At 65.2% G+C, this 22,363-nt stretch carries 21 protein-coding genes; 4 read left to right on the top strand and 17 right to left on the bottom strand.

Annotated features, from left to right (window positions below):
- Positions 1-22: 22 nt before the first annotated feature.
- Both LHJ54_RS03005 and LHJ54_RS03000 read right to left on the bottom strand, forming a co-directional pair.
- Positions 23-2,371, bottom strand: coding sequence for a bifunctional diguanylate cyclase/phosphodiesterase (locus tag LHJ54_RS03005; protein ID WP_228242464.1), 2,349 nt, complete (start codon positions 2,369-2,371; stop codon positions 23-25).
- Between the two features lie 51 nt (positions 2,372-2,422).
- Entirely contained in the window at positions 2,423-3,919 is a 1,497-nt protein-coding gene (locus LHJ54_RS03000; protein WP_228242463.1) for a FecR family protein, read from the bottom strand.
- Between the two features lie 186 nt (positions 3,920-4,105).
- Between LHJ54_RS03000 and LHJ54_RS02995 the strand changes: the two genes are divergently transcribed.
- Together LHJ54_RS02995 and LHJ54_RS02990 are read left to right on the top strand one after the other, a co-directional pair.
- Positions 4,106-5,710: a ShlB/FhaC/HecB family hemolysin secretion/activation protein gene (locus LHJ54_RS02995; RefSeq protein ID WP_228242462.1), complete on the top strand. Its 1,605-nt coding sequence runs from the start codon at positions 4,106-4,108 to the stop codon at positions 5,708-5,710.
- 95 nt (positions 5,711-5,805) lie between these two features.
- A complete protein-coding gene (locus LHJ54_RS02990) occupies positions 5,806-6,783 on the top strand; it encodes a quinone oxidoreductase (RefSeq protein WP_228242461.1) in 978 nt (325 codons plus the stop codon).
- On the opposite strand, the gene LHJ54_RS02985 is transcribed toward LHJ54_RS02990, so the two are convergent.
- The 10 genes from LHJ54_RS02985 to LHJ54_RS02940 are packed head-to-tail and all read right to left on the bottom strand — an operon-like array spanning position 6,763 to position 15,723.
- On the bottom strand, positions 6,763-7,092 hold the full coding sequence (locus LHJ54_RS02985; protein WP_228242460.1) for a YciI family protein: 330 nt from the start codon (positions 7,090-7,092) through the stop codon (positions 6,763-6,765). The genes LHJ54_RS02990 and LHJ54_RS02985 overlap by 21 nt on opposite strands.
- The gene (locus tag LHJ54_RS02980; protein WP_228242459.1) at positions 7,092-7,991 is read right to left on the bottom strand and encodes a hypothetical protein; all 900 of its coding nucleotides are present in this window, start codon (positions 7,989-7,991) and stop codon (positions 7,092-7,094) included. The genes LHJ54_RS02985 and LHJ54_RS02980 overlap by 1 nt, the downstream gene beginning before the upstream one ends.
- The gene (locus tag LHJ54_RS02975; protein WP_228242458.1) at positions 7,988-8,743 is read right to left on the bottom strand and encodes an enoyl-CoA hydratase/isomerase family protein; all 756 of its coding nucleotides are present in this window, start codon (positions 8,741-8,743) and stop codon (positions 7,988-7,990) included. Before LHJ54_RS02975 ends, LHJ54_RS02980 begins: the two co-directional genes overlap by 4 nt.
- Positions 8,740-9,612, bottom strand: a complete 873-nt coding sequence (locus tag LHJ54_RS02970) for a polysaccharide deacetylase family protein (RefSeq protein WP_228242457.1) — start codon at positions 9,610-9,612, stop codon at positions 8,740-8,742. The genes LHJ54_RS02975 and LHJ54_RS02970 overlap by 4 nt, the downstream gene beginning before the upstream one ends.
- On the bottom strand, positions 9,612-10,409 hold the full coding sequence (locus LHJ54_RS02965; RefSeq protein ID WP_228242456.1) for an SDR family NAD(P)-dependent oxidoreductase: 798 nt from the start codon (positions 10,407-10,409) through the stop codon (positions 9,612-9,614). Before LHJ54_RS02965 ends, LHJ54_RS02970 begins: the two co-directional genes overlap by 1 nt.
- Positions 10,410-10,411: 2 nt before the next feature.
- Positions 10,412-10,720, bottom strand: a complete 309-nt coding sequence (locus LHJ54_RS02960) for an REDY-like protein HapK (RefSeq protein ID WP_228242455.1) — start codon at positions 10,718-10,720, stop codon at positions 10,412-10,414.
- Positions 10,717-11,865: an amidase gene (locus LHJ54_RS02955; protein WP_228242454.1), complete on the bottom strand. Its 1,149-nt coding sequence runs from the start codon at positions 11,863-11,865 to the stop codon at positions 10,717-10,719. Before LHJ54_RS02955 ends, LHJ54_RS02960 begins: the two co-directional genes overlap by 4 nt.
- Positions 11,862-13,217, bottom strand: coding sequence for a phenylacetate--CoA ligase family protein (locus LHJ54_RS02950; RefSeq protein ID WP_228242453.1), 1,356 nt, complete (start codon positions 13,215-13,217; stop codon positions 11,862-11,864). The genes LHJ54_RS02955 and LHJ54_RS02950 overlap by 4 nt, the downstream gene beginning before the upstream one ends.
- Positions 13,214-14,503, bottom strand: coding sequence for an MmgE/PrpD family protein (locus tag LHJ54_RS02945; RefSeq protein ID WP_228242452.1), 1,290 nt, complete (start codon positions 14,501-14,503; stop codon positions 13,214-13,216). The genes LHJ54_RS02950 and LHJ54_RS02945 overlap by 4 nt, the downstream gene beginning before the upstream one ends.
- Positions 14,500-15,723 carry an MmgE/PrpD family protein gene (locus LHJ54_RS02940; RefSeq protein WP_228242451.1) on the bottom strand — a complete coding sequence of 408 codons (1,224 nt, stop codon included), beginning with the start codon at positions 15,721-15,723 and terminating at the stop codon, positions 14,500-14,502. The genes LHJ54_RS02945 and LHJ54_RS02940 overlap by 4 nt, the downstream gene beginning before the upstream one ends.
- Positions 15,724-15,749: 26 nt before the next feature.
- On the opposite strand from LHJ54_RS02940, the gene LHJ54_RS02935 reads away from it, so the two are divergent.
- The gene (locus LHJ54_RS02935) at positions 15,750-16,499 is read left to right on the top strand and encodes a GntR family transcriptional regulator (protein WP_228242450.1); all 750 of its coding nucleotides are present in this window, start codon (positions 15,750-15,752) and stop codon (positions 16,497-16,499) included.
- 5 nt (positions 16,500-16,504) lie between these two features.
- Here the strand turns inward: LHJ54_RS02935 and LHJ54_RS02930 are convergent, their stop codons facing one another.
- Genes LHJ54_RS02930 through LHJ54_RS02910 form a run of 5 tightly spaced genes read right to left on the bottom strand, consistent with a single transcriptional unit; the run spans position 16,505 to position 21,319 of the window.
- Complete coding sequence (locus tag LHJ54_RS02930; RefSeq protein WP_228242449.1) at positions 16,505-17,581, bottom strand: CaiB/BaiF CoA-transferase family protein; 1,077 nt, start codon at positions 17,579-17,581, stop codon at positions 16,505-16,507.
- 3 nt (positions 17,582-17,584) lie between these two features.
- The gene (locus LHJ54_RS02925) at positions 17,585-18,790 is read right to left on the bottom strand and encodes a CaiB/BaiF CoA-transferase family protein (RefSeq protein ID WP_228242448.1); all 1,206 of its coding nucleotides are present in this window, start codon (positions 18,788-18,790) and stop codon (positions 17,585-17,587) included.
- A gap of 5 nt (positions 18,791-18,795) precedes the next feature.
- Entirely contained in the window at positions 18,796-19,986 is a 1,191-nt protein-coding gene (locus LHJ54_RS02920) for an acyl-CoA dehydrogenase family protein (protein ID WP_228242447.1), read from the bottom strand.
- A 9-nt stretch (positions 19,987-19,995) separates the two neighbouring features.
- A complete protein-coding gene (locus tag LHJ54_RS02915; protein WP_228242446.1) occupies positions 19,996-20,505 on the bottom strand; it encodes a MaoC family dehydratase in 510 nt (169 codons plus the stop codon).
- Complete coding sequence (locus LHJ54_RS02910; protein WP_228242445.1) at positions 20,498-21,319, bottom strand: CoA ester lyase; 822 nt, start codon at positions 21,317-21,319, stop codon at positions 20,498-20,500. The genes LHJ54_RS02915 and LHJ54_RS02910 overlap by 8 nt, the downstream gene beginning before the upstream one ends.
- Positions 21,320-21,433: 114 nt before the next feature.
- Here LHJ54_RS02910 and LHJ54_RS02905 point away from each other — a divergent pair, with 114 nt between their 5' ends.
- Positions 21,434-22,357: a DUF1838 family protein gene (locus tag LHJ54_RS02905; protein WP_228242444.1), complete on the top strand. Its 924-nt coding sequence runs from the start codon at positions 21,434-21,436 to the stop codon at positions 22,355-22,357.
- Positions 22,358-22,363 lie beyond the last annotated feature (6 nt).

Genomic DNA, 22,363 nt, shown 5'->3' with positions numbered 1-22,363 from the left:
CGTTCGGCGTAGCCGCTGCCGTTCAGCCCATGGCCGCGCGAGCCGCCGGCTGCGCGCTCTCCGCCAGCGGCCCGGTTTCAGCTGCGTTGGCGGCGGATCGTGCCATGGCGCAAAGTTCCGCGGCACGCATTGGCCTGCCGATTTGGTAACCCTGCGCATAATCGCAGCCCACGTCGCGCAGGAACTGGAGGCAAGCCGCTTCCTCCACCCCTTCGGCGACCACCGACAGGCCGAGGTCGTGCGCCAGGTCGACCGTGGAGCGGACGAGCAGCCCATCGTGCGGGTTCTGATGCGCCCACTGCACGAAGCTGCGATCGATCTTGAGTTCCGACAGCGGCAACTGCTTGAGATAGATCAGGGTCGCCTGGCCGGTGCCGTAATCGTCCATGGAAATGCGCACGCCCAGATCGTTGAACTTCATCAACGCCGCCGCCGCCGCGGCCGGATCCGCCAAGGTTGCAGACTCGGTCACTTCGAAGATGATACGGCCCGGCGGCAGGGCGTAGCGCACGAGCATCGCCTTTGCCGCGTCGAGAAAACTTTCGGAGGAAACCAGGCGAGCGGAAATGTTGACCGCCGCACTCAGGATCACGCCGTCTTGCGCCCAGCTCTTCAGATCTTTCAGCGTGCGATGAAGGACGAACAGCGTAAGACCCGCGATGCGGTTGTTTTCTTCGGCCAGCGGGATGAACAGGTCCGGGCTCAGAAAGCCGCGCTCCGGGTGGTGCCAGCGCACCAGCGCCTCGACACTGCGGATTTCGCCCGACGCAAGATGGAGCTTGGGCTGGTAGAGAACGGCGAGCTCCTCGTTCGCGATGGCGGTGTCCAGCTCCCCCATCAGCGACACCTGCCGCTCCAGCGCGGCTTCTTCTGCCGCTTCGTGGTAATGCCACCGTTCCCCGCGTCGCTGTGCCTCGCTCGCGGAATGTCCCGCCTCCGTCAGCGCGCCAGGCTCGGCGATGCCGAACGCCAGGTGGACGTCGATACGGCGGCCTGCAACTTCGACCGGGGTGCGCATCACCGCGTGCAGCCCGGCAAGACTGTGTTCCAGCTCGGCGTCGCGCGTTGGGGAGGACCAGGCAAGCATGCGATCTTCGATCCGGTAGACCGCTGCGCCCCCGGCGTTCATGGCGAGCCGGTCGGCCACCCGGCAGATCAGTTCCGCGAGCGTTGCATCCCCCAGCACGGCCAACAGCCGTTCGTAGCCGGTGATCATGGCGCATACGGTGAGGCCGCCCTGGTCGCTGCGTTGCATGGCAAGCCGGTTGGGAAGCCCTGTTGCAGGGTCATGCAGCCGTCGCTGCCGGGCCTGCGCCAGCATCAGCAACATGAGCCGTGCGGCCGCCACCATTGTTAGCAGCAGCAAGGCCGGCACGATGTCGAACAGCAGGCCGCCACTTCGCCAGGCGAGCCACTGTAATCCGACCAGTCCCGCTGCCCCCGCCATGCTCGTCAGGAACACGGCCCCGCGAGTGCCTGCGCCCGTCACAAACAGCGCCATTGCCGCGGCAGCCAGCAGGGGAATGACCGGCCCTGCGTGGCGCGGCACTCCGCCATACAGCGTTTCAGCGGCCAGCCCCTGGATGACCACGCCGGGCACCACGCCGAAGCGCGGCACGGCATAGCGGTCGCCCAGTTCGATCGCGGTGGCGCCGATCAGAACATCCTTGCCGGCCAGCGCACGCGGATCGAACCGGCCGTTTTCGATTGCCGTGAAGCTGTGACGCGGGATGGTGGCGAGATCGATACTCAGATCCAGCGGAAAGGATTGATCGACCGCGCCGGGCCGCCCCGCAATATGCGCAGCGAGCGACGGCCGGGGAACGGCATCCGTCTGGGTTCCAAGCGGCATCCGCCGGACCAGCCCATCCCGGTCGGGTGCAACCGCGACGGAGGCGAGGATCGCGTGCGGGCGCAACTCGGCAATGGGCAGCGCGTCCAGCACGCGCCGATCGCCCGCGCCTGCGGCTTGCGCAAAGGTGGGCAGCGCCACGCCAATCCGGGCGCGGGCCAGCGCGGCGGCGAATTCGCCATCATCGACCGGGTTGGAGGAGCTGGAGAAGTCCACGTCGAAGGTGATCGAGCGCACGCCGGCGGCGGACAGGCGGTCCACCACGGCGGCGTAATGCCTGCGTGGCCAAGGCCAGCGATCAACGGCGGCAATGCTTGCTGCGTCGATTTCCACGATGTGCAACTGCCCGCTCGCAGGCCGTTCCTGCGCGGCGAAAAAGAGGCTGGCGGCCGCATTCTCGGCCCCGCGCGTCAGCCCCGCGAGCCACATTCCCCCTGCGATGAGGAGGGCCGCGAAGGTGAGCGGCAGGCTCCACCTCCGCTGTTTAGGCGAGGGCACCGCCATCCCTGCGTCTCGCATGATCCGCCTTTGCCTGCAAACTAGTCAGCACGCCGGCTTCCCCGTTCCTGATCACTTGTCATGTTCGTTGCCGTGTCTGCCGGGCTTGCCCTTTGCGGGCTTGTCCTTGCCAGACCTGTCATCATCCTTGCCCGGCTTGTCCTTGCCAGGCTTGTCGTCCTTGTCCTTGCCAGGCTTGTCGTCGTCCTGATCCTTGCCCGGCTTGTCGTCCTTATCCTTGCCAGGCTTGTCGTCGTCCTGATCCTTGCCAGGCTTGGCATCGTCACCCTTGCCCGACTTATCGTCGTCATCCTTGTCCTTGCCCGGCTTGTCGTCCTTACCGCCCTTGTCGTCCTTCCCCTTTTCCTTATCGTCCTTGTCCTTGTCCTTGTCCTTGTCCTTGTCCTTGTCCTTGTCCTTGTCCTTGTCCTTGTCCTTGCCTGGCTTGGCATCGTCATCCTTGCTCGGCTTCTCCTTGCCAGGCTTGTCGTTGTCCTGGTCCTTACCGCCCTTGTCGTCTTTGTCCTTATCCTTGCCCGGCTTATCGTCTTGATCCTTGTCCTTACCCGGCTTGGCATCGTCACCCTTGTCGGGCTTGTCGGGCTTGTCGGGCTTGGCGGGTGCCGGAGCAGGTTCCACAGGGGCTGGCTTGCTGTCTTGGGCGGGCGCGGCAGGCTTGTCCGCCTCTTTTGCCGGAGGATCGGCAATCGGGGCGGTGCCGCTGGTTGCCGGAGGCGGCTCAACCGCAGCAGGATTGGCTGGCCGCGTCTCTGGGCGGGCCAGGGCGGTCGCCAGTTCCGATGCCCTTTCGTTGACAACGAGGCCGCCCGTCAGCGCGCCAAGGTCGCCGGGCTTGCTGGCGATCGCGACCGCAACGACCGGCGCACTGGTCGCGGAGAAGCTGGCCGGAGCAAAGCCCGGAACCGGCGTCGGCGCTGCGGCGGAAGGAACCGTGCCTGCGGGCGCAGTGTCGCTCTGGCCGCGCAGAGGTGAATCGATAACCCGCGGCTGGTCGCCAAGCGTGTTCAGGCGATACATGTCCGCCGCGCTGATCATGGCGATCGATCCGGGCCGCACCAGATCGCGCGCGCCGCCGTCCACCGTGGACACCTCCACTATGCCTTCGGTTACCTGAAGCGATGACCCCTCTGCGCCCACCGTTACCGAGAAGGTCGTGCCCTTCACCACGGCGGCAAGGTATGGCGTGTCGACGGAGAAGTGGGCGCGGGCGCGCTTCTCCACGCGGAAGATCGCGTTGCCGACGCTCTGGAAAAAGCGGGTCATCTGCGATTCGGTTGTGGCGGCGGGAACGCTGATCCGGCTGTTGGCTGTTACCGTGACAAAGTTCTGCTGGCGCACCAGCACCGCGCGCCCGTTTTCGCCAGTGGCGACGGTATCTCCCGCACTCAGGGCCGTACCACGGCGCGCGGCGGTCCGCTCTCCCGCGCGTTCAACGAAGACCGCGCCGCTCGATTCGCTGACCGTCCAGCCGGTCGCCTGCGCCACTGCCTGTGTGCTGCTGCCGGCGAGAAAGACCGCCAGAGCGATTCGGGTTGCACGCGAAAACATTACCGCACTCCTTTTGGAACGGTCACATTCTCGCGGCGAAGTATGCAAATCCCTTTAGGATAGATGGTTACCAAAAACCCTTTTGTTTATGATTTCTACACTCTTAAGCCGCAGAAGGGAGCGCGCCAACAGCAGCAAACCGACGAGGCTTCTTTGCGTTTTCCCCTGCTACTTTCCACTGCCTTGATGACTATCGCCTGCGCCGTTCCGGCAGCGGCCCAGTCCGTGCTCGACCGAACGAATCCGACGCGGGTGGAGGAGCGCACGCCCGATACGCTGGCCGAACAGCGGGACAGTGCCGTTCCTGTGACCCGTCAGCCGGCCGCGCCGGTTCCGGCGGCGGCCGGCTTTGCCGTAGGGGCGGTTGCCATCGACGGATTGGAAGTGCTGTCGCAGGCCGCGTTCACCGATGTGGTGGAGCCATACCTTGGCCGCGTACTCGACCCCGACGGACTGGCCGAGCTGGCCGATCGCCTCGCCGCCCGCGCGCGGCAGACCTTTCCGCTGGCGAGCGTCGCCATAGAGCCGCAGGAAGTGCGGACGGGCGTGCTGCGCGTGCGGGTGGACGAAGGACGGGTGGACGAAGTTCGGCTGGAGGGAGCCGACAATGGCGCCGTGCTGCGGTCGCTGGAGGTGCTGGCCACCGGCCGCCCGGTTGCCGCCAGACAGCTGGAGCGTGCGCTGCTCATCGCCGGCGATGTCGACGGGGTCAGGCTGGGGGAAGCGCGGATCCTGCGCGAGGCAGGGCGCAACATCCTTGTGGTGGAGGTGCGCGAGCAACCCTTCCGCCTGTGGCTTGCCCTCGACAACGACAGCACCAAACCGGTGGGCCCGCTGGAACTGCTTGGCGCTGCGCGGTGGAGCGGCGTGTTCGGCGATGCGGACAGTCTCGAGATGTTCGGCCTGGTGGCGGTGCCGCAGGTGGAGGAGATCATGTTCGGCCGCGTCCGCTATGCCCGCCGGATCAGCCGGGCCGGAACGGAAATGGCCGTCGCCGGGTCGCTGTCGCGGACACGGCCGGGGTCTTACCTGAGTGGTCTGGACATCGTGGGAACCAGCAGTCTGGCAACGGTTTCGCTCCTCCACCCGGTGATCCGGTCACGGCGCTCCAGCCTGTGGCTGGAAGGCACGCTCTCGCTGCGCGAAGTGGAACAGGATCGGCGTGACAATCTGGTACGGCGCGACCGCCTCACAACGGCGGAACTGGGCTGGTATGGCAACGCGCGTATCGCTGGCGGCACGATCCGGGTCAGCGGCGGGGTCACGCGCGGTCTGGACGTTTTTGACGCGACCCGGGCGGGCGATCCGCTGGCGTCGCGCGACGATGCCGATGGCACCTTTACTTCTCTGAGCCTGTTTGCTGACTGGACCCGGCCGATCTCCGGCCCGTTAGGCATGCGCCTCGCTGTACGCAGTCAGTTTGCCGGCGAACCGCTGCTGGTGGTGGAGGAGATCGGGCTGGGCGGCGCGGCGTTCGTGCGTGGCTACGACTATCGCGAACGTTCCGGGGATCAGGGCGCTATGGCGTATGGCGAACTGCATTACGCGTTCAACAGCATCGCCGGGCTGAACTCACTGGAAGTGTACAGCTTTGCCGATGGCGGGAAAGTCACCAACCTTGCTGGCGGGTTCGGCGGCGGAACGCTGTTTTCGACCGGTGCCGGGATGCGCTTTGACATGGACCGGCGCACCGACGCCGGTCTGGAGATGGCGGTGCCGCTGTCAGGGGAACGCTATGATACCGGAGATGCAACGCCTCGGCTGCGCTTCTCCGTGACGCGCCATTTCTGAACTCCCGGCGACCGATTGGTCCGGACAAGTGTTGCCAATAGTTCTGGTGCATGCCTAATCTCGCCTCGCTTCGACGACGAACGAGTGGAGGCGGGATGAAGACGAGGCGAGCGGTCATCGCAAAGCACGGCGGGCCGGAGGTGATCCACTGGCGGGACGAGGAGCTTCCCGATCCCGCGCCCGGAGAAGTGGCGGTGGAGCATGCGGCCGTCGGTCTGAACTTCATCGACACCTATCATCGGCGCGGGATCTATCCGGTTGAATTGCCCAGCGGGCTTGGGCTGGAAGCTGCGGGGCGCGTCATCGCGACGGGCCACGGCGTGACCCACTTCCAGGAAGGTGATCGGGTTGCGACATTCGGTCCGACGCTCGGCGCTTATGCGAGCCATCGCAACGTCGCCGCGGCCAACGTTTTTCGCGTGCCGGATGCGGTTGATGACGCGACGGCTGCCGCGGCGCTCCTGAAGGCCTGCACAGCGGAATTTCTGGTGGAACGCTGCGCGCGGGTCGAAGCAGGCTGGCCTGTGCTGGTCCATGCAGCGGCGGGCGGGGTCGGCCTGATCCTGGTGCAATGGCTGAAGCACGCCGGTGCTCAGGTTATCGGCACCGTCTCCACCGAGGACAAGGCGGAGGCCGCAAGGCGGGCCGGCGCCGATCACGTCATCCTGTATTCTCAGGAAGAGGTTGCGCCGCGCGTGCGCGAAGTGACTGGCGGACGCGGAGTGCGCGTCACCTTCGACGGCATAGGACGGGCCACGTGGAACGCTTCGCTCGATGCGACCGGTCGCCGTGGCTTGATAGTGAACTACGGCAACGCGGACGCTCCGGTCGAGGGCGTCAACCTTGGCATTCTTGCGCGCAAAGGCTCGCTTTACAACACGCGGCCGACCTTGTTCGACTACTATACCGAACCCGCCGAACGCGCGGCTGGTGCCGCGCGCGTTTGGCACATGCTGGAGACAGGTGCTGTTCGCGTGACGATCGGGCAAACCTATTCGCTAGAGGACGCGGCGCAAGCCCACCGCGACCTTGAAGAGCGACTCACCACCGGTTCAACGGTGTTGCTGCCCTGAGCCCTCTCGTTGCCAAGCGGCCCCGCCAACCCACTGACCGGCAACGGCGGCAAAGGCGCGGATGTCCATCCTGGCCCAAATGCCTGCCTTGAAGTAAGGGTCACACTCAAGGAAACGGCGGGCGCGGGAGGCGCTGTCTGCCATGACGACGAGCAGGGAACCTGTGACTGCCCCGCCCGTCCTCAGCGGACCCGCTACCGCATAGCGGCCTATGTTGGCCTCTACATAAGCAAGATGCGCCGCCAAGTGCCGCTCGCGCAGGACTACGCCGTCCGGACCGTCATGGCACCAGCAGGCGTAAAGCGGCATCAGCCGGTCTCCACCAGTTCGACCAGCTCGCCCGCTGCCCCGACGGCGGTGCCGGCTTTGCGGCCGGCGTACATTGCTCCAGCGTGGTACGCAGGCGGCGCGATCCACTCGATCGCGCAGGCGGCAAGGTCTCTCACCGCCAGTGTCACCAGCGCATTGCCGGGCGGCAGATGGCCGTCGTGCCGCGCCCGCTCCCGCGCCGCTGGGGGATAATCATCCACTTCGACCACCGGCAACCGGCCGCTCGACACCATGGTCAGCGTTGTCTGAGTGTCCAGCCTCAGGCCGAACGCTTTGTTGATCATTGAATATGGTATGGTGAAATCCGCCCCGCGGTCCAGCCCGAGGCGCTCGATATACCAGCGCACGCTAGACTCCCGATCCCGCGCGGCGAGCACGCAGATGAAGATGCGGTCGACCGGCGAACGGGCGCGGGGCAGGTCGCTGCCGGGCATGTCGCGCAGAACCTGGTTGAGGTACAGCATCTCGCCTCCGGGGCCGAGCACCTGCATCGGAATGAACGCGGGCTCCATGTTCTCCAGCGTTCTGGGTTGGCCAACTACAGTGAACAAGTCCGGCGGCAGCGCATCGGGCCAGCGCCAGACATCCTCGACCGTCAGTTCGAACGCCGCCCAGCCAAAAGTGGTGGTGGGCCGAAAGCCGGCGTGGGGCGCCTGTTCCACCAGGCGCAGCCAGCAGGGCTCGCCACTTTGCGGGCGAAGCGCAGCGTAGGGCAGGCCGGCACTAGCGGCGCAGCCCCAGCTTCGCGCCAGCGCGGACGACAACAAGCCTTGCTCCTCCAGGCAAAGTCCCAGCACGTCGCGGTAGGCACGGATACCCAGTTCGAGCGAGGGCACCGTCGACAGGCCGCCAAGGATGGTGCCGTGGACGATCGTCATCGAAACTCTGTCGGTCGCTTGGAAATGAAGGCGGCTGTGCCCTCCGCGAAGTCCGGGCCGGTGAACGCCTGAGCGAACACCGCCAGGGTCTCTGCGTCATCTTCCGTCTGACCATCAAGTACCCGGCGGACGAAACGCTTGGCCCAGCGGACGGAATGAGTCGAAGCAGCGATGATCCCTTGGACCAGCGCTTCCGCGTCGTCGGCGAGCTCCTCCACCAGGCCGATCCGCTCTGCTTCCTCCGCGCTCAGCAGAGCCCCGGTGTAAAGCATCCGCTTCGCCTGACCCGGCCCGACAAGATCCACCAGCAACTTCACATCGTGCAGGGGATAAACGAGGCCCAGGCGGGCAGGGGTGATGCCGAACCGCGCGGCCGGCGTCGCCACTCTGAGATCGCAGGCAAGCGCGATGCCGCACCCGCCGCCGATGCAATCCCCTTCGACCAAAGCGACTACCGGCACAGATAGCCGCGCCAATTCGTACTGCGCCCGGTTGATCGCGGTCTGGTTTGCCTCGCGCCAAGCATCGTCATCCTTGTTGGCGAGCAGTTCCCCGATGTCCGCTCCCGCGCTGAAAGCACACCCCGGCTCGGCCGCGCGGATCACCAGCGCCCGAACCTGAGGATCGTCAGCTGCACGGTGCACCAAATCAGGCAGATCCTGCCACATCTGCATGGTAAAGGCGTTGCGCCGAGCCGCGCGGTCGATCAGCAAGGTGGCGCGATGGCCCGCAATCTCCAGCCGGAGGGTCATGCCGGACGCTGCGCTGCGAAATGCTCGGCAATGGCCCTGCGGGTCGTCACCCACACATCGGGATGTTCGCGCACATGGCGCAGGAATGCCTCCAGTGCCCAGATCCGACCGGGTCGCCCGATGATTCTGAGATGCAGGCCAAGGCTCATCATCTTGGGATTGCCAGCCTGCCCCTCGCGGTAAAGCTGATCGAAGTTTGCCTTGGCGTAGGCGAGCCACTGGTCCGGCGTCAGCGCCGGGTCGGTCCACATCTTCATGTCATTGCTATCGAGCTGATAGGGCACGATCACGATCGGACGCTCCGGCACAGTATCGCGATCCCAGAAGGGAACGTCTCCGGAATAATCGTCCATGTGATAAGTGAAGCCCTCTTCGATCAGCAGGCGCCGGGTATTGTCCGTCAGCAGGTAGCGCGACAGCCAGCCGAGCGGCCGCTGGCCGCAGCTTTGCGCAATACTTTGCACGGCGCGACGGATAAAAGCGCGCTCCTCCGTCTCGGACATCCGAAACTGGTGGACCCACCGCCAACCGTGGCTGACCGGTTCATGGCCAAGCTCCACGATCGCTGCGGCAATCGCCGGATGGTTTTCCAGCGACAGCGCGGCGACAGTCCAGCTGGCGGCGAAGTCATATTGTTTCAGAAGCTTGACGATGCGCGGCGCACCTGCCTTGATCCCGTAAAGATAGTTGCTCTCGTTGGAGTAGTTGCGGATCGGAGCTTTCAGGTGGACGCCGAGTTCATCGACCGGCTCCATTCCGCGGTCTCCACGAGCGACCGTCATCTCGCTGTCTTCTTCCACGTTCACGACGATGGAGAGAGCCAGTTTCGCCCCGCCGGGCCAGTCGAAGCGTTCCTCGCTCAGCGGCATCAGTGCATTTCCTCCCCGCCTGAAACGTTCAGCGCCTCTCCGGTGATGTAGCACGCCTCGTCGCTTGCAAGCCAGGCGACAGCGGCGGCCGTATCTGTCGGCAGGCCCGCCCGACCCATCGGATTGCGTGCTGCCATGTTCGCAAGATACGCCGCCACGCTGTCGAAGCCGAGGAGCTTGGCAAAATAGGCGTTCTGCTGCTCGCCCAACCCGGTAGTTACATGGTTGGGGCAGACTGCGTTCACGGTGATGCCGTGCCGGCCCAGTTCCACCGCAGCGGCGCGGGTAAGACCGATCATCCCGTGCTTGGAGCTGACATAGGCGGGCAGATGGGGGAAGCCGGTCTTGGCTGCCTGGCTGGCGATCATGATGATGCGGCCACCACCCTGGTCCACCATCGTCCTCGCCGCCGCCTGCGTGCAGTAGAAGGCGCCCGACAGATTGACGGCGAGGACCTGATCCCACTCGTCCGAAGTGTCGACCTCGAGCAGGGGGCGCATCTTGAATCCCACCCCGGCATTGTTGACGAACACGTCCACTGTGCCGAAGCGTTCCACAGTTTGCGCCACCAGCGTCCGGCATTGCTGCGCGTCCGCCACATCGCAGGCAATTTCCGCTACTTGCGCTCCGCGCTCGCGCAAGCTGTCCGCAACACCTTTGGCTTCTTCGTCGATCAGCCGGTCCGACACGACACAGTTGGCACCCTCATCCGCGAAGCGTTGCAGGATGCCCTGGCCGAGGCCACGCTCCTTGCCCGAACCGGTCACGATCACCGTTTTGCCCGTGAAACGCGCCACTGTTACAGATCCTCTGTCAGCACGAACTGCGGGTTGTCGGCATAACGCTGGAACGGGGCGGCCGCTTCTTGGAACTGCGGCGTGGAGATGTCGGCGACGAACCCCTCCATGTCGGCAACGTCGATCACCTCGAAGTACTGGAACGGCGGCGCGGCTGCCTCGTCACCGAACATGCCCGTTGCCCGGTGCACGGTGAACTCGCTGACGGAGGCGAGGGCACGCACCCCCGGAATGTCGCGGGTTCTTGCCCATTCCTCGTACTCGGCGACGCTGACACCGTTCTTCAGATTGAACAGCACGATGATCCTCATGGGCTTTCTCCTGCGTTTGGGGGCCGGTATGCGCGCAACCTGCCGTCCAGCTGGCGGGCGAGGGCAAACAGCCCTTGTTCATGGCCTTCCCTCCCGACGATCTGCACCCCCACCGGCAGCCCTTCGGCGGTCCACCCAGCGGGCAGGGCTAGGGCGGGCAGCCCGGCGATGTTGGCTAGGCAGGTGAAATCCGCCTGCGCGGCCGGTTCCGGTCGGTCATGGGGGAACGGCGGATTGGGAACCGTCGGCAGCAACAGGAACCCACGCTCTGCGACAATATGGCGCACCTGTTCGCGCGTGCGAACCAGAATTCCGCGGTCTTCTGCCTGCTTGCCAAGTGGGCGTTGCGGGCCATGGGCGAGGAGACGGGAAAGCTGGTCCGAAACCGCGACCCCGCGTAGATGATCGGCTAGGAAGCGCGACACCTCCATGAAGGCGGCATAGCGGATACGACCGGCCGGATAGTCCAGCACCTCTTTGGCCGGAGCGGCTGGCAGGGCGGTGACCGCTGCGTCGCAAGCCTGGTTGACCACCGAATCCAGTTCCACCGCGTGTCCCACCAGTACCGCGCCTTCGCCTGTCGATGCACCGTCGCCAAACCGGCTGATCACCCTGGCGATACGCTCCAGCAAATCGAGGTCGCGCGCCAGTGGGCCGATTGCGTCAAAGGCGGGGTGGGCGGGTTCGAGGCCATCCGGGCTCACCCGATCGGTGGCAGGCTTGAAGCCGTAAACGCCGCAATGCGCCGCCGGTATGCGAACCGACCCCAGCGTGTCGGTGCCTAGCGCCGCGTCGCACTCGCCCGCCGCGACCGCCGCGCCGCTGCCGCCTGATGAGCCCCCAGGCGAGTAACCATATCGGTGTGGGTTGTGCGTGGGGCCGAAGTGGGGGTTGTCGGTCTTGGCGCCCAGCGCCGCCTCCTCCATGTTGAGAACCCCGCAGATTGCCGCACCGGCATCACGCAGGCGGCGGATTACCTCGGCATCCTCGGCCGCGACCCGGTTGGCCCACGCGCCAATGCCGGCATGGAACGGCCAGCCGGCAACCGCGATATTCGCTTTTACCCCCACACTCACGCCGGCGAGCGGCCCGCTTAGTGCGGGAGCGGCGACTACCCGGTGAAGAAAGGCGTTGAGGTCGCTCATGCGGGACGTTCGTCAATCAGCCTGAGCGGTTTCTGCCGTCGGTCGATTTCGGTGAACGGAGCAGTGCCGCCGGGGCCGCACAGGGCGATCTCCACCTCCACTCCCAGCCCTTGACGCAGCAACGCCGCCAGTTCCGCCGGGTCGCTGTGGCTCCGGCTTTCCAGAGTCACGGTCATGGCATCCCTGCCGGCCGTGTCGCGCCGCAGATGGCACACGTATTCTCCGGTCAAGTCGACCTGACTTTCGATCAACGCGCCAATCGCGTGGGGAAAGACGTTGATCCCGCGCAGCTTGACCATGTTGTCGCTACGCCCCTTGAACCCGGCTATGCGCTTGAAGGCGATTTCACCCCGGCCATCCAGTTCATGCGTGATGTCGTGAGTGTTGAACCGGATGCAGGGCGCGACATCGTCCTTGTACAGGCAGGTGACGACCATGTCGCCCGTGCCGCCGGACGCTACCGACCTGCCGGCATCCACATCCAGCAGCTCAAGATACTGCGCATCTTCCCAGACATACAGGCCATCGCGTTCCGGCCCTTCGCCGGCAATGGTGCCGGTGTCGCCGACGCCGTACCAGTCATAGGCGTTGGCACCATGCCAAGCGTCTTCGGTCGCGCGGCGATCTTCGGTGCCCAGATGGCCGACGATGGTGCGAATTGCGATTTCATCCAGCAAGCCTTCCTCCTGCGCCACCGCAGCCAGCTTGCGGATGTAGTCCACAAATCCGACCAGCGCGGTAACGCCGAAATCCGCCATCAGCCGCACCTGTTGCGCGCTCCGCGTCTCGATGCCGGTCCCGGCGGACAGAAACAGCGCGTTGGTCCAACGCGTGACCGCCTCGCGGATGTAGTGCCCTCCGTTGATCATGCCATGGCCATAGACGGATTGCACCACGTCATCTTGGCCAAGACCGATCCAGCGATACATCCGTCCTAGCAGCAGGTTGCCGATCTCCCGCCCCTTCGGTCCGAACAGCAGCGGTTGCGGCCCCCCGGTAGTCCCGCTGGTGGTGTGAAACACGACCGGCCCATCGCCGCGTCCGGCGAAATCGCCGAGGGGAGGGTGCGCCTCGACAGAAGCCATAAGGTCCGCCTTGTCATAAACGGGCAGCCTGCCGATGTCACACAGGCCGCCGATATCGCCCGGCTCGATCCCCTCCGCACCCCACAAGCGCTGGTAGAATGGTATCTCCCAGCCGCGCCGCATCAGCTGTCGGAACTGTGCGTCCTGCAAGGAATAGAGCTCGTCCCGGCTCATGTTCCGGTAGCGGGCGAGGAACGCATCCCCCAGCGGATAATCCTGCACCAGCTGGCGGTGATCGAAAGCTTCGAAATAGCTGGGTTGGGTCATGACGGATCGGTCCAATATGCCAGCGGGTCGGCCAGTATCCGCTGGTCTGCATCTTTGGAGGCAAGTTCGCGGATGAGGTCGTATTTTCCGGCCGTCTGTTCTGTCGAAAGCGGCGCGGCCGGGCTGCCGAGGATGGCGGTGGTGCGCTGCTCTTCCCGCGTGCCGCCGCGCCAACGGATCGCGAGCGTCTGCGGCGCGAGGGCGTTGGGATCTTCGTTCCCGTCCGGCACCATGACGACCTTGCCAGCCACCGCGGCAAGATGCGGGTCTGCGAAGTCACGCGAGGTAAACCTACGAGGGTCGATGCGCCCGTGGGTCAGCATCAGCGCCGCCAGCCAGGGCAGGCACAGCCGGGCATAGGCGGGGTTCATGTCGGCGCGGTAAGGCCGATCAACGAGGCGCCGCACGAGTGCCGGCGCTGCGACTTCGATCTGCTCCACATCACCCCGTGCATCCAGCGAGAAGTGCTGAAGGGCTGCCAGCGACGCGTGGCTGGCACGGCCGCAGGGAAAGGGTTTCACGCTCACATCGCTGATGCGCCACACGTTGCCCAGATGGCGGGTGTAGGATGCCAGATCACCTTTCTCGATCAGCGAAAAATACCCAAACGGCCCTTCCAGCGGGTCAGCCGGTGCACCCAGCCCCGCCAGCGCGAGATCGCTCGCCATTACCGCTGCGCGGGCGGCGTTGCCGATCTGGAACGGGAGTGTTTCCGACCCTTCCAGATGGGCCTGCATCGTGCCGGCCGCGCTGGCGCAGGCAAGGCCAAGTGCGGCCTCCAGCGGCGCTTCGTCCAGCCGGGCTACTGCCAGCGTCGCGCCGACTACCCCCGCCGTTGCCGGGCGGAAGAAGCGCATGGCGCCCGTTGCAGCCAGGCCCAGGCCGACGGCGACATCCACCCCGACGGAGAGCGCGCACAGCGCCTCGTCCGCATCGCATCCGCCGCGCCTGTCGATCGCCGCGCCCAGCGCCGCCGTCACCACGCTCAACGCGTGGACCACCGCGCCTTCGTGGACCGCGTCCCATTCGAGGCAGTGAATACGGAAGCCGTTGACGAAAGCGGCGGAAGCGGCGGGCAGCCGCTCTGCCGAGCCGAGGAGCCGCGCTTCTTTCGCATGGCCGCAGCCGCACGCCACTTCGCTCACGGCCCATTCGCCGGGTGCGCCTACGCCGGCCATGCCGACCGCCAGCGTGTCGCCTAGCAGCCGAACGGCATCGGCGCGCACAGGGTCGGGCAGGCGGTGGTCCGCCGCGGCGAAATGGAGGAGGTCGGCGGTGGCGGTCATGTTGTACGGTCCATGATCCACGTGTCGACAGCTTGCACGTCGTCGCTGTCGAGCGTGATACAGGCGATCCGGTCCGCCTCGTCCCGCGAAAGCCCGCTCCATGCGAACAGCGTGTGCACCTTGGCCAGCAACTGCGACCGCGTCATCGGCCGTTCCGGGTCGCCGAGCGTGTCCACCAGTTCCAGACCGTTCAAACGGGCACCGAAATGCCCCGGATAGCGGGCTGTGATCGCGGGATCATGCGTCACACTCACCTCGTGGCGCAACGGGGCAAGGGCGGCGATCGCCTCCTCCTCGAAGTCGGCTGGCGCGGCCGAGCGGCCGTCCGCCACCACCGCCACGGCATGCTGCAGCGAGAACCGCGCCTCCGCGGGAGTGCACGGCTGGGACCGGTCGCAGAACCGAATGGCATCGGCGTAGGTTTGCAGGCGAAAAGGCGGCGTCAGATTGCCCTCAGCGCGCAATGTCATGGCTGCGTCGATGGCTGGATGGGCGTGCCGGCATGCTGCCCATGGCTTTAAGCTGACCTCATGGATCGCCCAGCCTTCGGTTGATCCGCCGAGCAATCGCGGTGCGCGAGTCATGGCGGCGAACAGCCCCTGCTCCCCTTCAAGGATTGCTCCGGGTCCACTGATACCGTTCATCGCTGCAAAGGCTGCATCCACTCCGGTGGCGACTGCGTGATACACGTGCCATTGTTTGGTTAGCGCGTCGGTATGCCGCAGGTGCCACAGGCCACCTGCCACGGACGCGGCATTTGCCATTGCCCAACCCGTGCGCTCTGCGTCCAAGCCCCACACGCTTGCCACCGCGGCGGCGGCTCCGACACCACCGGTCGTGGCAGTGGGATGCCAGTGCGCGTAATGATGCGCGTCCAGAGCGGCGCCAACCGCAATCATTGCTTCGTACCCGCGCACCCCAGCGTCAAGCGCCTGCTCCATGCTGTCCAGCGGCTGGTCCAGCACTGCAGGCCAGATCACCGGGCCAGGGTGAAGCAACGCGGTGCGGTGAACATCGTCCATCTCCAGCATGTTTCCGACCAACGCCGCGCCGCCAGTGCCCAGCCGCAGCAAGCCCCCTGTGCCCCACATTGCGCTTTTCCGCGCTCCCGCTACGCAGGCGAGCCAGTCCAGCAGGTGCAGCCTTGCCCGCTTTCGCTCGCTTTCGCCGACCGGGCGCGCTAGCCTGTTCGCCAACTGATCCATCAGCGGCTCGCTCATGCCGCTCTGCCCGTCCGGAGAACGACTTGGCCGACGCCAATACCACGGTTGCAAAAGCCCCGCGTTATCTGCGGATGGCCGGCGACCTGCGTGATGCGATCATGGCGGGCGAATACGCCGCCTCGGGCGATTTCCCCACCGAAAGCGAACTGTGCCAAAGGTACGGGGTCAGCCGCTTTACCGTGCGTGAGGCGCTGCGCCGATTGCAGGCCGAGGGCCTGATCGAACGTCGGCGCGGGTCGGGCACGCGGGTTCAACCGGCGGCGGCACTGGGTGGAGCGCTGCACCAGCCGCTGTCGAACGTGGGCGAGCTGCTGCAATACGCACGCGACAGCCGCATCGTTTACGGCCTGGGACGTTCCGGCCCCTTGCCGCGCGAGTTTTCCGAGCAGGTCGAGGGCAACACCGCGGGTGTCTGGCACAGTCTTCGCGGCATCCGCCGACCGCCCAATGGCGGCCCCCCGATCGCGGTGACGGAGGCGTTCTTCCATGAACGGCTGGGCCAGGTCACTACCCAATTCGACCTTCAGGGCGGCACGCTGTTCAGCCAGTTGGAGAGGATCACCGGCACGACAATCGGACGGGTGACGCAAGATATCCAGGCAGCCCGGGCCGATCGGACCATCGCGGCCGCACTGGATATCACCACTCGCGACCCGGTGTTGCGAATCATCCGCTGCTATTGCGACCGGCAAGGCAAGCTGTTCGAGATTTCCGTCAGCCATCACCCCGGCGACAGCTTCGCCTATTCCATGCACATCGATCTCGACAGCTAGACGGTTCACGCGCCCAGCTCCGGCACTTCGCCCGGATGCCACTCCTCTCCGACAAAGCGGATCGGTGGAACGATCATCGGTCCGTCGCTGCTCTCAACCAGCAGACCACGATCGGTGATGTGCGGCTGTGCCAGCGCTTCCGCGAAATCCAGTACCGGGGCAAACGCGATGTCCCGCCCCTCGAACCACTCGATCCATGCGGCGCGGGTGCGGGCGGCGAATGTTTCGCGTAGAAAGCTGGTCAAGCTTTCCTGTTCGCCTGCCGGCAGTTCCGCCTGTTCGATCAGGTCGGGCCGGCCTAACCCCTCCAGCACATTGCGGGCGAACTTCAACTCGCGTCCGCCAAGGGCGATGTGGTGCCCGTCGGCCGTGCGATAGACCTGGTACATCGCCGATCCCCCCAGCGACCGCTGTGTCGCCGATCGAGGCGCCTTGCCGCCGAGCAGCGCTTCACCCGCGATATGCGCGGACCATGGGAGCAGGCTGTCGAACATGGCGCAGTCGATGTATGCGCCCTCACCTGTCCGTTCCCGCGCCAGCAGCGCCATCAGCACCGCCGATAGCGCGGTCAACCCGGCTGCCAAATCGGCGCTCGGCACACCGGGTACCACCGGATCACCGCTGGCCGCGTCGTTGACGGAGAGAAAGCCGGCCAGAGCCTGGACCGCGAGGTCGTGCGCGGGATGATGCGACAGCGCGCCTTCCTGCCCAAAGGCTGTGATGGAGCAATAAACGATGTCCGATCGAATGGCGCGGACCGCGTCGTAATCAAAGCCCAGCCGGCTCATTACGCCGGGCCGAAACCCTTCCACGACTACGTCAGCTCCGATCAGCAGTTCCCGCAGACGCGCCTTGCCCGCGTCGCTCTTGAGGTCAAGGCAGACGCTGTGCTTACCGCGATTGAGGTTGGCGAACCACACGGAATGTCTTGTCGCAAACGGCTCGGCGGCGCGCGCGGGGTCGCCTCCAGGCGGCTCAACCTTGATGACGCACGCACCCTGATCCGCAAGCATCACGGTCATCATGGGGCCGGGCAGAAACTGCGTCAGGTCGATCACGGTGATGCCCGCCAGCTTCCCCACGGCTCAGACCACGCCTTCCTGCCGCAGCCGGGCAATCTCTTGCGGTGCATAGCCCAGCTCCGCCAGCAGCGCGTCGGTGTCCGCACCAAGCAGCGGGGCGGCACGGTTCGGCAGGCGTTCGCCATCGACTCGGATGGGGCTGGCGAGCACCTGAAGGCCGGAACGGTCGGGATGATCGACCGAGGTATGCATTCCGGTCGCCTCCAGCCATTCGTTTTCCAGCGCCTGCCCGAGCCGGTTTACGGGGGCGACCGGGACATGCCCGGCGAGCAGGTCCAGCCAGTGCGCAACCGGTTTGCGGCCGAAATGCGCGTCCAGCAACTCCGTCAGTTCCTGCCGATGCGCCAGCCGGTCGGCGTTGCTGGCAAAGCGCGGGTCGCGGGCCAGATCGGGCCGCTCTATTCGCTTTGTCAGCACGTTCCAGAACTTGGGTAGCTGGCACATGATGAACAGCCATCCGTCCTGCGCCTTGACCAGCTGGCTGGGAGTGGCGGTCGGGTGGGCAGAACGGGGCGTCCGCTGCGTCTCGTCGCCTTCGTTCATGTACCACACTGCCGGGTAGCTCAACTGGTGCACCGCCGCTGACAGGAGGTCGGTGTCCACGTCGCAGCCCCTGCCAGTCCGCTGCGCGTCGATCAGGGCGGAAAGCAGGCCAACCGACATCAGCGTGCCGGTCATGAAGTCGACAATCGACAGTCCCATGCGCTGCGGCTCACCGCCCGGTTCGCCGGTCAGGGCCAGATAACCTGCCTCCGCCTGCATGAGGTAATCGTACCCGGGCCATCGGGCACGGGCATTGTCGCGGCCATAAGCCGATAAATGGGCGCACACGATCGCCGGATTGATGTCCTGCAGCGCGGCATACGTAAGCCCCAGCGTGGCGGGCAGATCGCCGCGCTTGTTGTTCGCGACGGCGTGCGCGGTTGCCGCCAGCTGCCGGAAGATCGCCTGTCCTTCAGCGGCCCGCAGGTCGAGCGTCAGGGAGCGCTTATTGAGATTGAATGCACTGAAGTAGAGGCTTTCGTCATCGCGCAGGAAATGCGGCCCCACGGCCCGCGCCGTGTCTCCGCCGCCGCCGTTCACACGCGGCGGTTCAATCTTGATGACCTCGGCGCCCAGCTGCGCGAGGTGCATGGTGCCGTAGGGGCCGGCGCCGTACTGCTCCGCCGAAAGGATGCGAAAGCCTGCGAGGGGGAGCGGCCGGTCCAAACCTGTCAAGCCGGATTGGCTTTGAGGTGCTGGCGGGCGATAATGATGCGCTGCATCTCGTTGGTGCCTTCGCCGATGCACATCAGCATGCTGTCGCGATAGAAGCGTTCGATGTCGTATTCCTTGGAATAGGAATAGCCGCCGAACACCCGCATCGCCTCCTGGCTGTTTTCCACCGCTGCTTCGCTGGCGAAGTACTTGGCCATGCCCGCTTCCATGTCGCACCGCTCGCCCTTGTCATAGGCCTGAGCGGCGTCCATGGTCAGCAGGCGAGCCGCCCGTGCGCGGGTTGCCATGTCTCCGATCTTGAGCTGAATTGCCTGATGCTGCGCGATCGGCTTGCCCATTGTTTCGCGGGTCTGCGCGTACTCCGCGGCGAGGCGAAGCGCCCCTTCCGCAAGACCCACCCCGCGCGCCGCGACGTTGATGCGGCCCAGTTCCAGCCCGCCGGTGGCCTGGAAAAAACCCTGCCCCTCTGTCCCGCCGATCAACTGGTTGGCGGGGACGCGGTAATCCTCCATGATCAATTCCGCGCTGTCGATCGCCTTGTAGCCCAGCTTGTCGAACTTCTTTCCGGTGGTGAGTCCCGCGCCCTCGCGCTTGTCGGCGATGAACAGGCTCATCCCTTTGTAGCGCGGCTCGGCCGTAGGGTCAGTCTTGGCGAGCAGGGCGAAGCAGTCGCCGTGGATCGCGTTCGAAATCCAGGTCTTGGTGCCGTTGAGGATGTAATCGTCGCCCTCGCGCCGGGCAACCGTGCGGATGGCCTGAAGGTCGGTGCCTGCATTGGGTTCCGTCAGTGCCAGGCCGCCGCGGATTTCTCCCGTGGCCAGGCGCGGCAGCCATTGCTCCTTCTGCGCCGTGGTGCCGAACCGCTCGATCGCTGCGGCCATGATGAGGTGCGAATTGAAAATGCCGGTGATCGCCATCCAGTAGGATGAGATGCGCGCGACGATGTTGGCATAAGTGGTCGCCGGCAATCCGAGGCCGCCGTACCGCTGTCCGATGGTCGCGCCGAACAGCCCCATTTCGCACATCTGCGCCACCAGCTTTTCCGGCCACTCGTCGTGGTGGTCGTGATGCCGGACGACAGGTATCACATCCCGTTCAAGCCACCGATTGATCGTGTCCATGAACGCCTGCTCCTCGGCAGGATCGATCGTGCGCAAAGGTTCATCAACTTTGTAAGCGGTGGCCATATCAGTTCCTTAATCATCCACGGGGCCGCAACCCCGCTTCCACACCAGAATGGTGCGCTTGTAATGGCTGACGATGACGCCATCCTGATTGCGGGCGACCGTCTTGAAGGTGACAATGCCTTGATCGGGGCGGCTCTTGCTTTCCCGCTTGGTCAGCACTTCGCTTTCGCAATAGAGTGTATCCCCGACATACAGCGGGTGAACCATGCGCACTTCGTCCCAGCCAAGGTTCGCGACGGCCTTGGCGCTGGTATCCGACACGCTCATCCCGGTCATCAAGGCGATGGTCAGCGGGCTGACAACCAGCGGTTTACCGAACTCTGTCTTCTTTGCGTACTCGTAATCGAAATGTGCCGGATGGGTGTTCATGGTCAGGAGAGTGAACCACACATTGTCGGCATCGGTGATGGTGCGCCCCGGGCGGTGTTCGTAAACATGGCCCGGCTCGAAATCCTCGAATGCGCGGCCGAACACTTCGCGAAAGCGTCCCGGCGCAACTTCCCTGACCGCTTCACGCATGGCTCCGCTCCCCCTTCGCTCGAATAGCCTGATACCGCTTGACGAGCGGAGCTTCCAGCATCCGCCCCCGGTGGCGGATCGCCTTGCCGCCAGCTTCCTCGTACACCCTGATCGCCTCCGCCGCTTCCTCCTGTTCGGCGACAGTGGGGCGGAACGCCTTTTCCATGATCGGCACCTGTCGCGGATGGATTGCCGCCTTGGCCGAAAAGCCTATGGCTCGCGCACGGCGGCATTCTTCCGCCAGCGCCTCGTCGTCGTCGAGGGCAACAAACGGCGCGTCGATGGCCGGCTTGCCCGCTTCCGCACAGGCGAGAACAAACTGGTGACGGGTTCCCAGCATTGACTCCCACGCAAGCTCCACGCCGAGTTCCGCAGAAAAATCAGCCCCCCCGAGCATCACCGCCGCCACCGCATCATTGCGTGCAATATCCAACAGATGACGCAGCCCGCGCGGGGTTTCCACCAGCGGCAGGAGCGGTGGACAGCATGTCCCTAATGCGCCGCGCACGACCGCCAGCTCCGCCGCTGACTCGACCATGGGCAACATAAGATACTGGGGCAACGCCTGGGCATCCGCCAGGTAATGCAGGTCCGCGATACCAGCGCGGGTGGTCACCGCGTTAATGCGGATGGCGAGACGGACAGGGTCGCTCGCCGCTTCGCGGAACGCGGCGCACCGCGCTTCCTCCTTGTCAGCGGACCCGACCGCGTCCTCCAGATCGATGATCGTCAGACCCGCTCCGCAACCACGCGCCTTGACGAAACGATCTGGCCGCGAGCCGGGGACAAACAGGACGCTGTTGCAGGAAAACACGGGTTCAGTACGCTCCTGAAGCTTGCCGGGACAAGTAGCGCTTCACAATTTGTCCGGACAACTTTATTGTCAAGCCGAATGATGCTCCGGCGTCATATCTGACGGGAGAAAGCCATGAGAAGTTCCACGGCCCTGATCTGCGCATTGGCCACCCTGCCCCTGTTTATCGGCGCTCCGGTGGCCGCCCGGACGCTTGATCTCGCCAATCCCGCCGACGTGCTGGAGATCGCCAAGCGGGCCCAGTGCGGCGAAGCGGACGGCCAAGCCGCGGTCTATCACTGGAGCGGCAATGTCTATTCCCGCGTTCAGGGGGAACCTGATCGCCTCCTGTTCCGCGGCGAAGGAATGAACATCCGGCAATGCACCAGCGTAACGGATCCGCAGCGGGGGCAGGGGTGGCGCATGGTGAGCCGCGAAATCATGCTCTTCCTCGATCCGGCGACGGGCGAGGTGGTGCGTCGGTGGAACAACCCTTGGACCGGGGAAACGGTTGAAGTGCTGCACATTGCCAACGACCCGGTAAACCAACGACCCAGCTTCGAGCGTAATGCGGATGGCGTCCCCTTCGCCGTGCCGTCTCTCAGACGGGAGGGCCAATGGCTGTTCATGCCGTTCGAAGTACCGCTGTTTTACACCAACCCGCTGGGCGGAGATTACCAGGACTATGTGGGCAACAAGTATCACGCGATGGAGATCTTCGACTTCACGATGAACGCGGCCGAAGCGCTCGACGCGAGCAAGTCCACCGCCTATCCCAGTGTCGCTTGGGTCCGGCTGTCCGACTGGATGCCGTGGATGAAGATGCGCGGCCGCCAAGGGCAGATGGTGTTCAACGCGATGGGCAGCAAATTGCCCGGCGGGTTTGCCGACCTTCCCGATGTGCTGAAGCGTGAGATCGCCGCGAACTATCCTGAATATACCGCACCTCCACCACTCGACGACACTCGCCCGAATGAGACGACGTGGACGGTGTTCAAGGATAGGGTCGACGCTGAACGGGCAGCCGGGAGCAGTGCTGGCCCGCACCGGGCGCCATAGCGGGCG

It is taken from the genome of Porphyrobacter sp. GA68, assembly GCF_022605525.1.
Lineage (GTDB): Bacteria > Pseudomonadota > Alphaproteobacteria > Sphingomonadales > Sphingomonadaceae > Qipengyuania_B.
The sequence above is the reverse complement of the archived record's forward strand: the minus strand, read 5'-3'. Positions and strand labels throughout refer to the sequence as shown.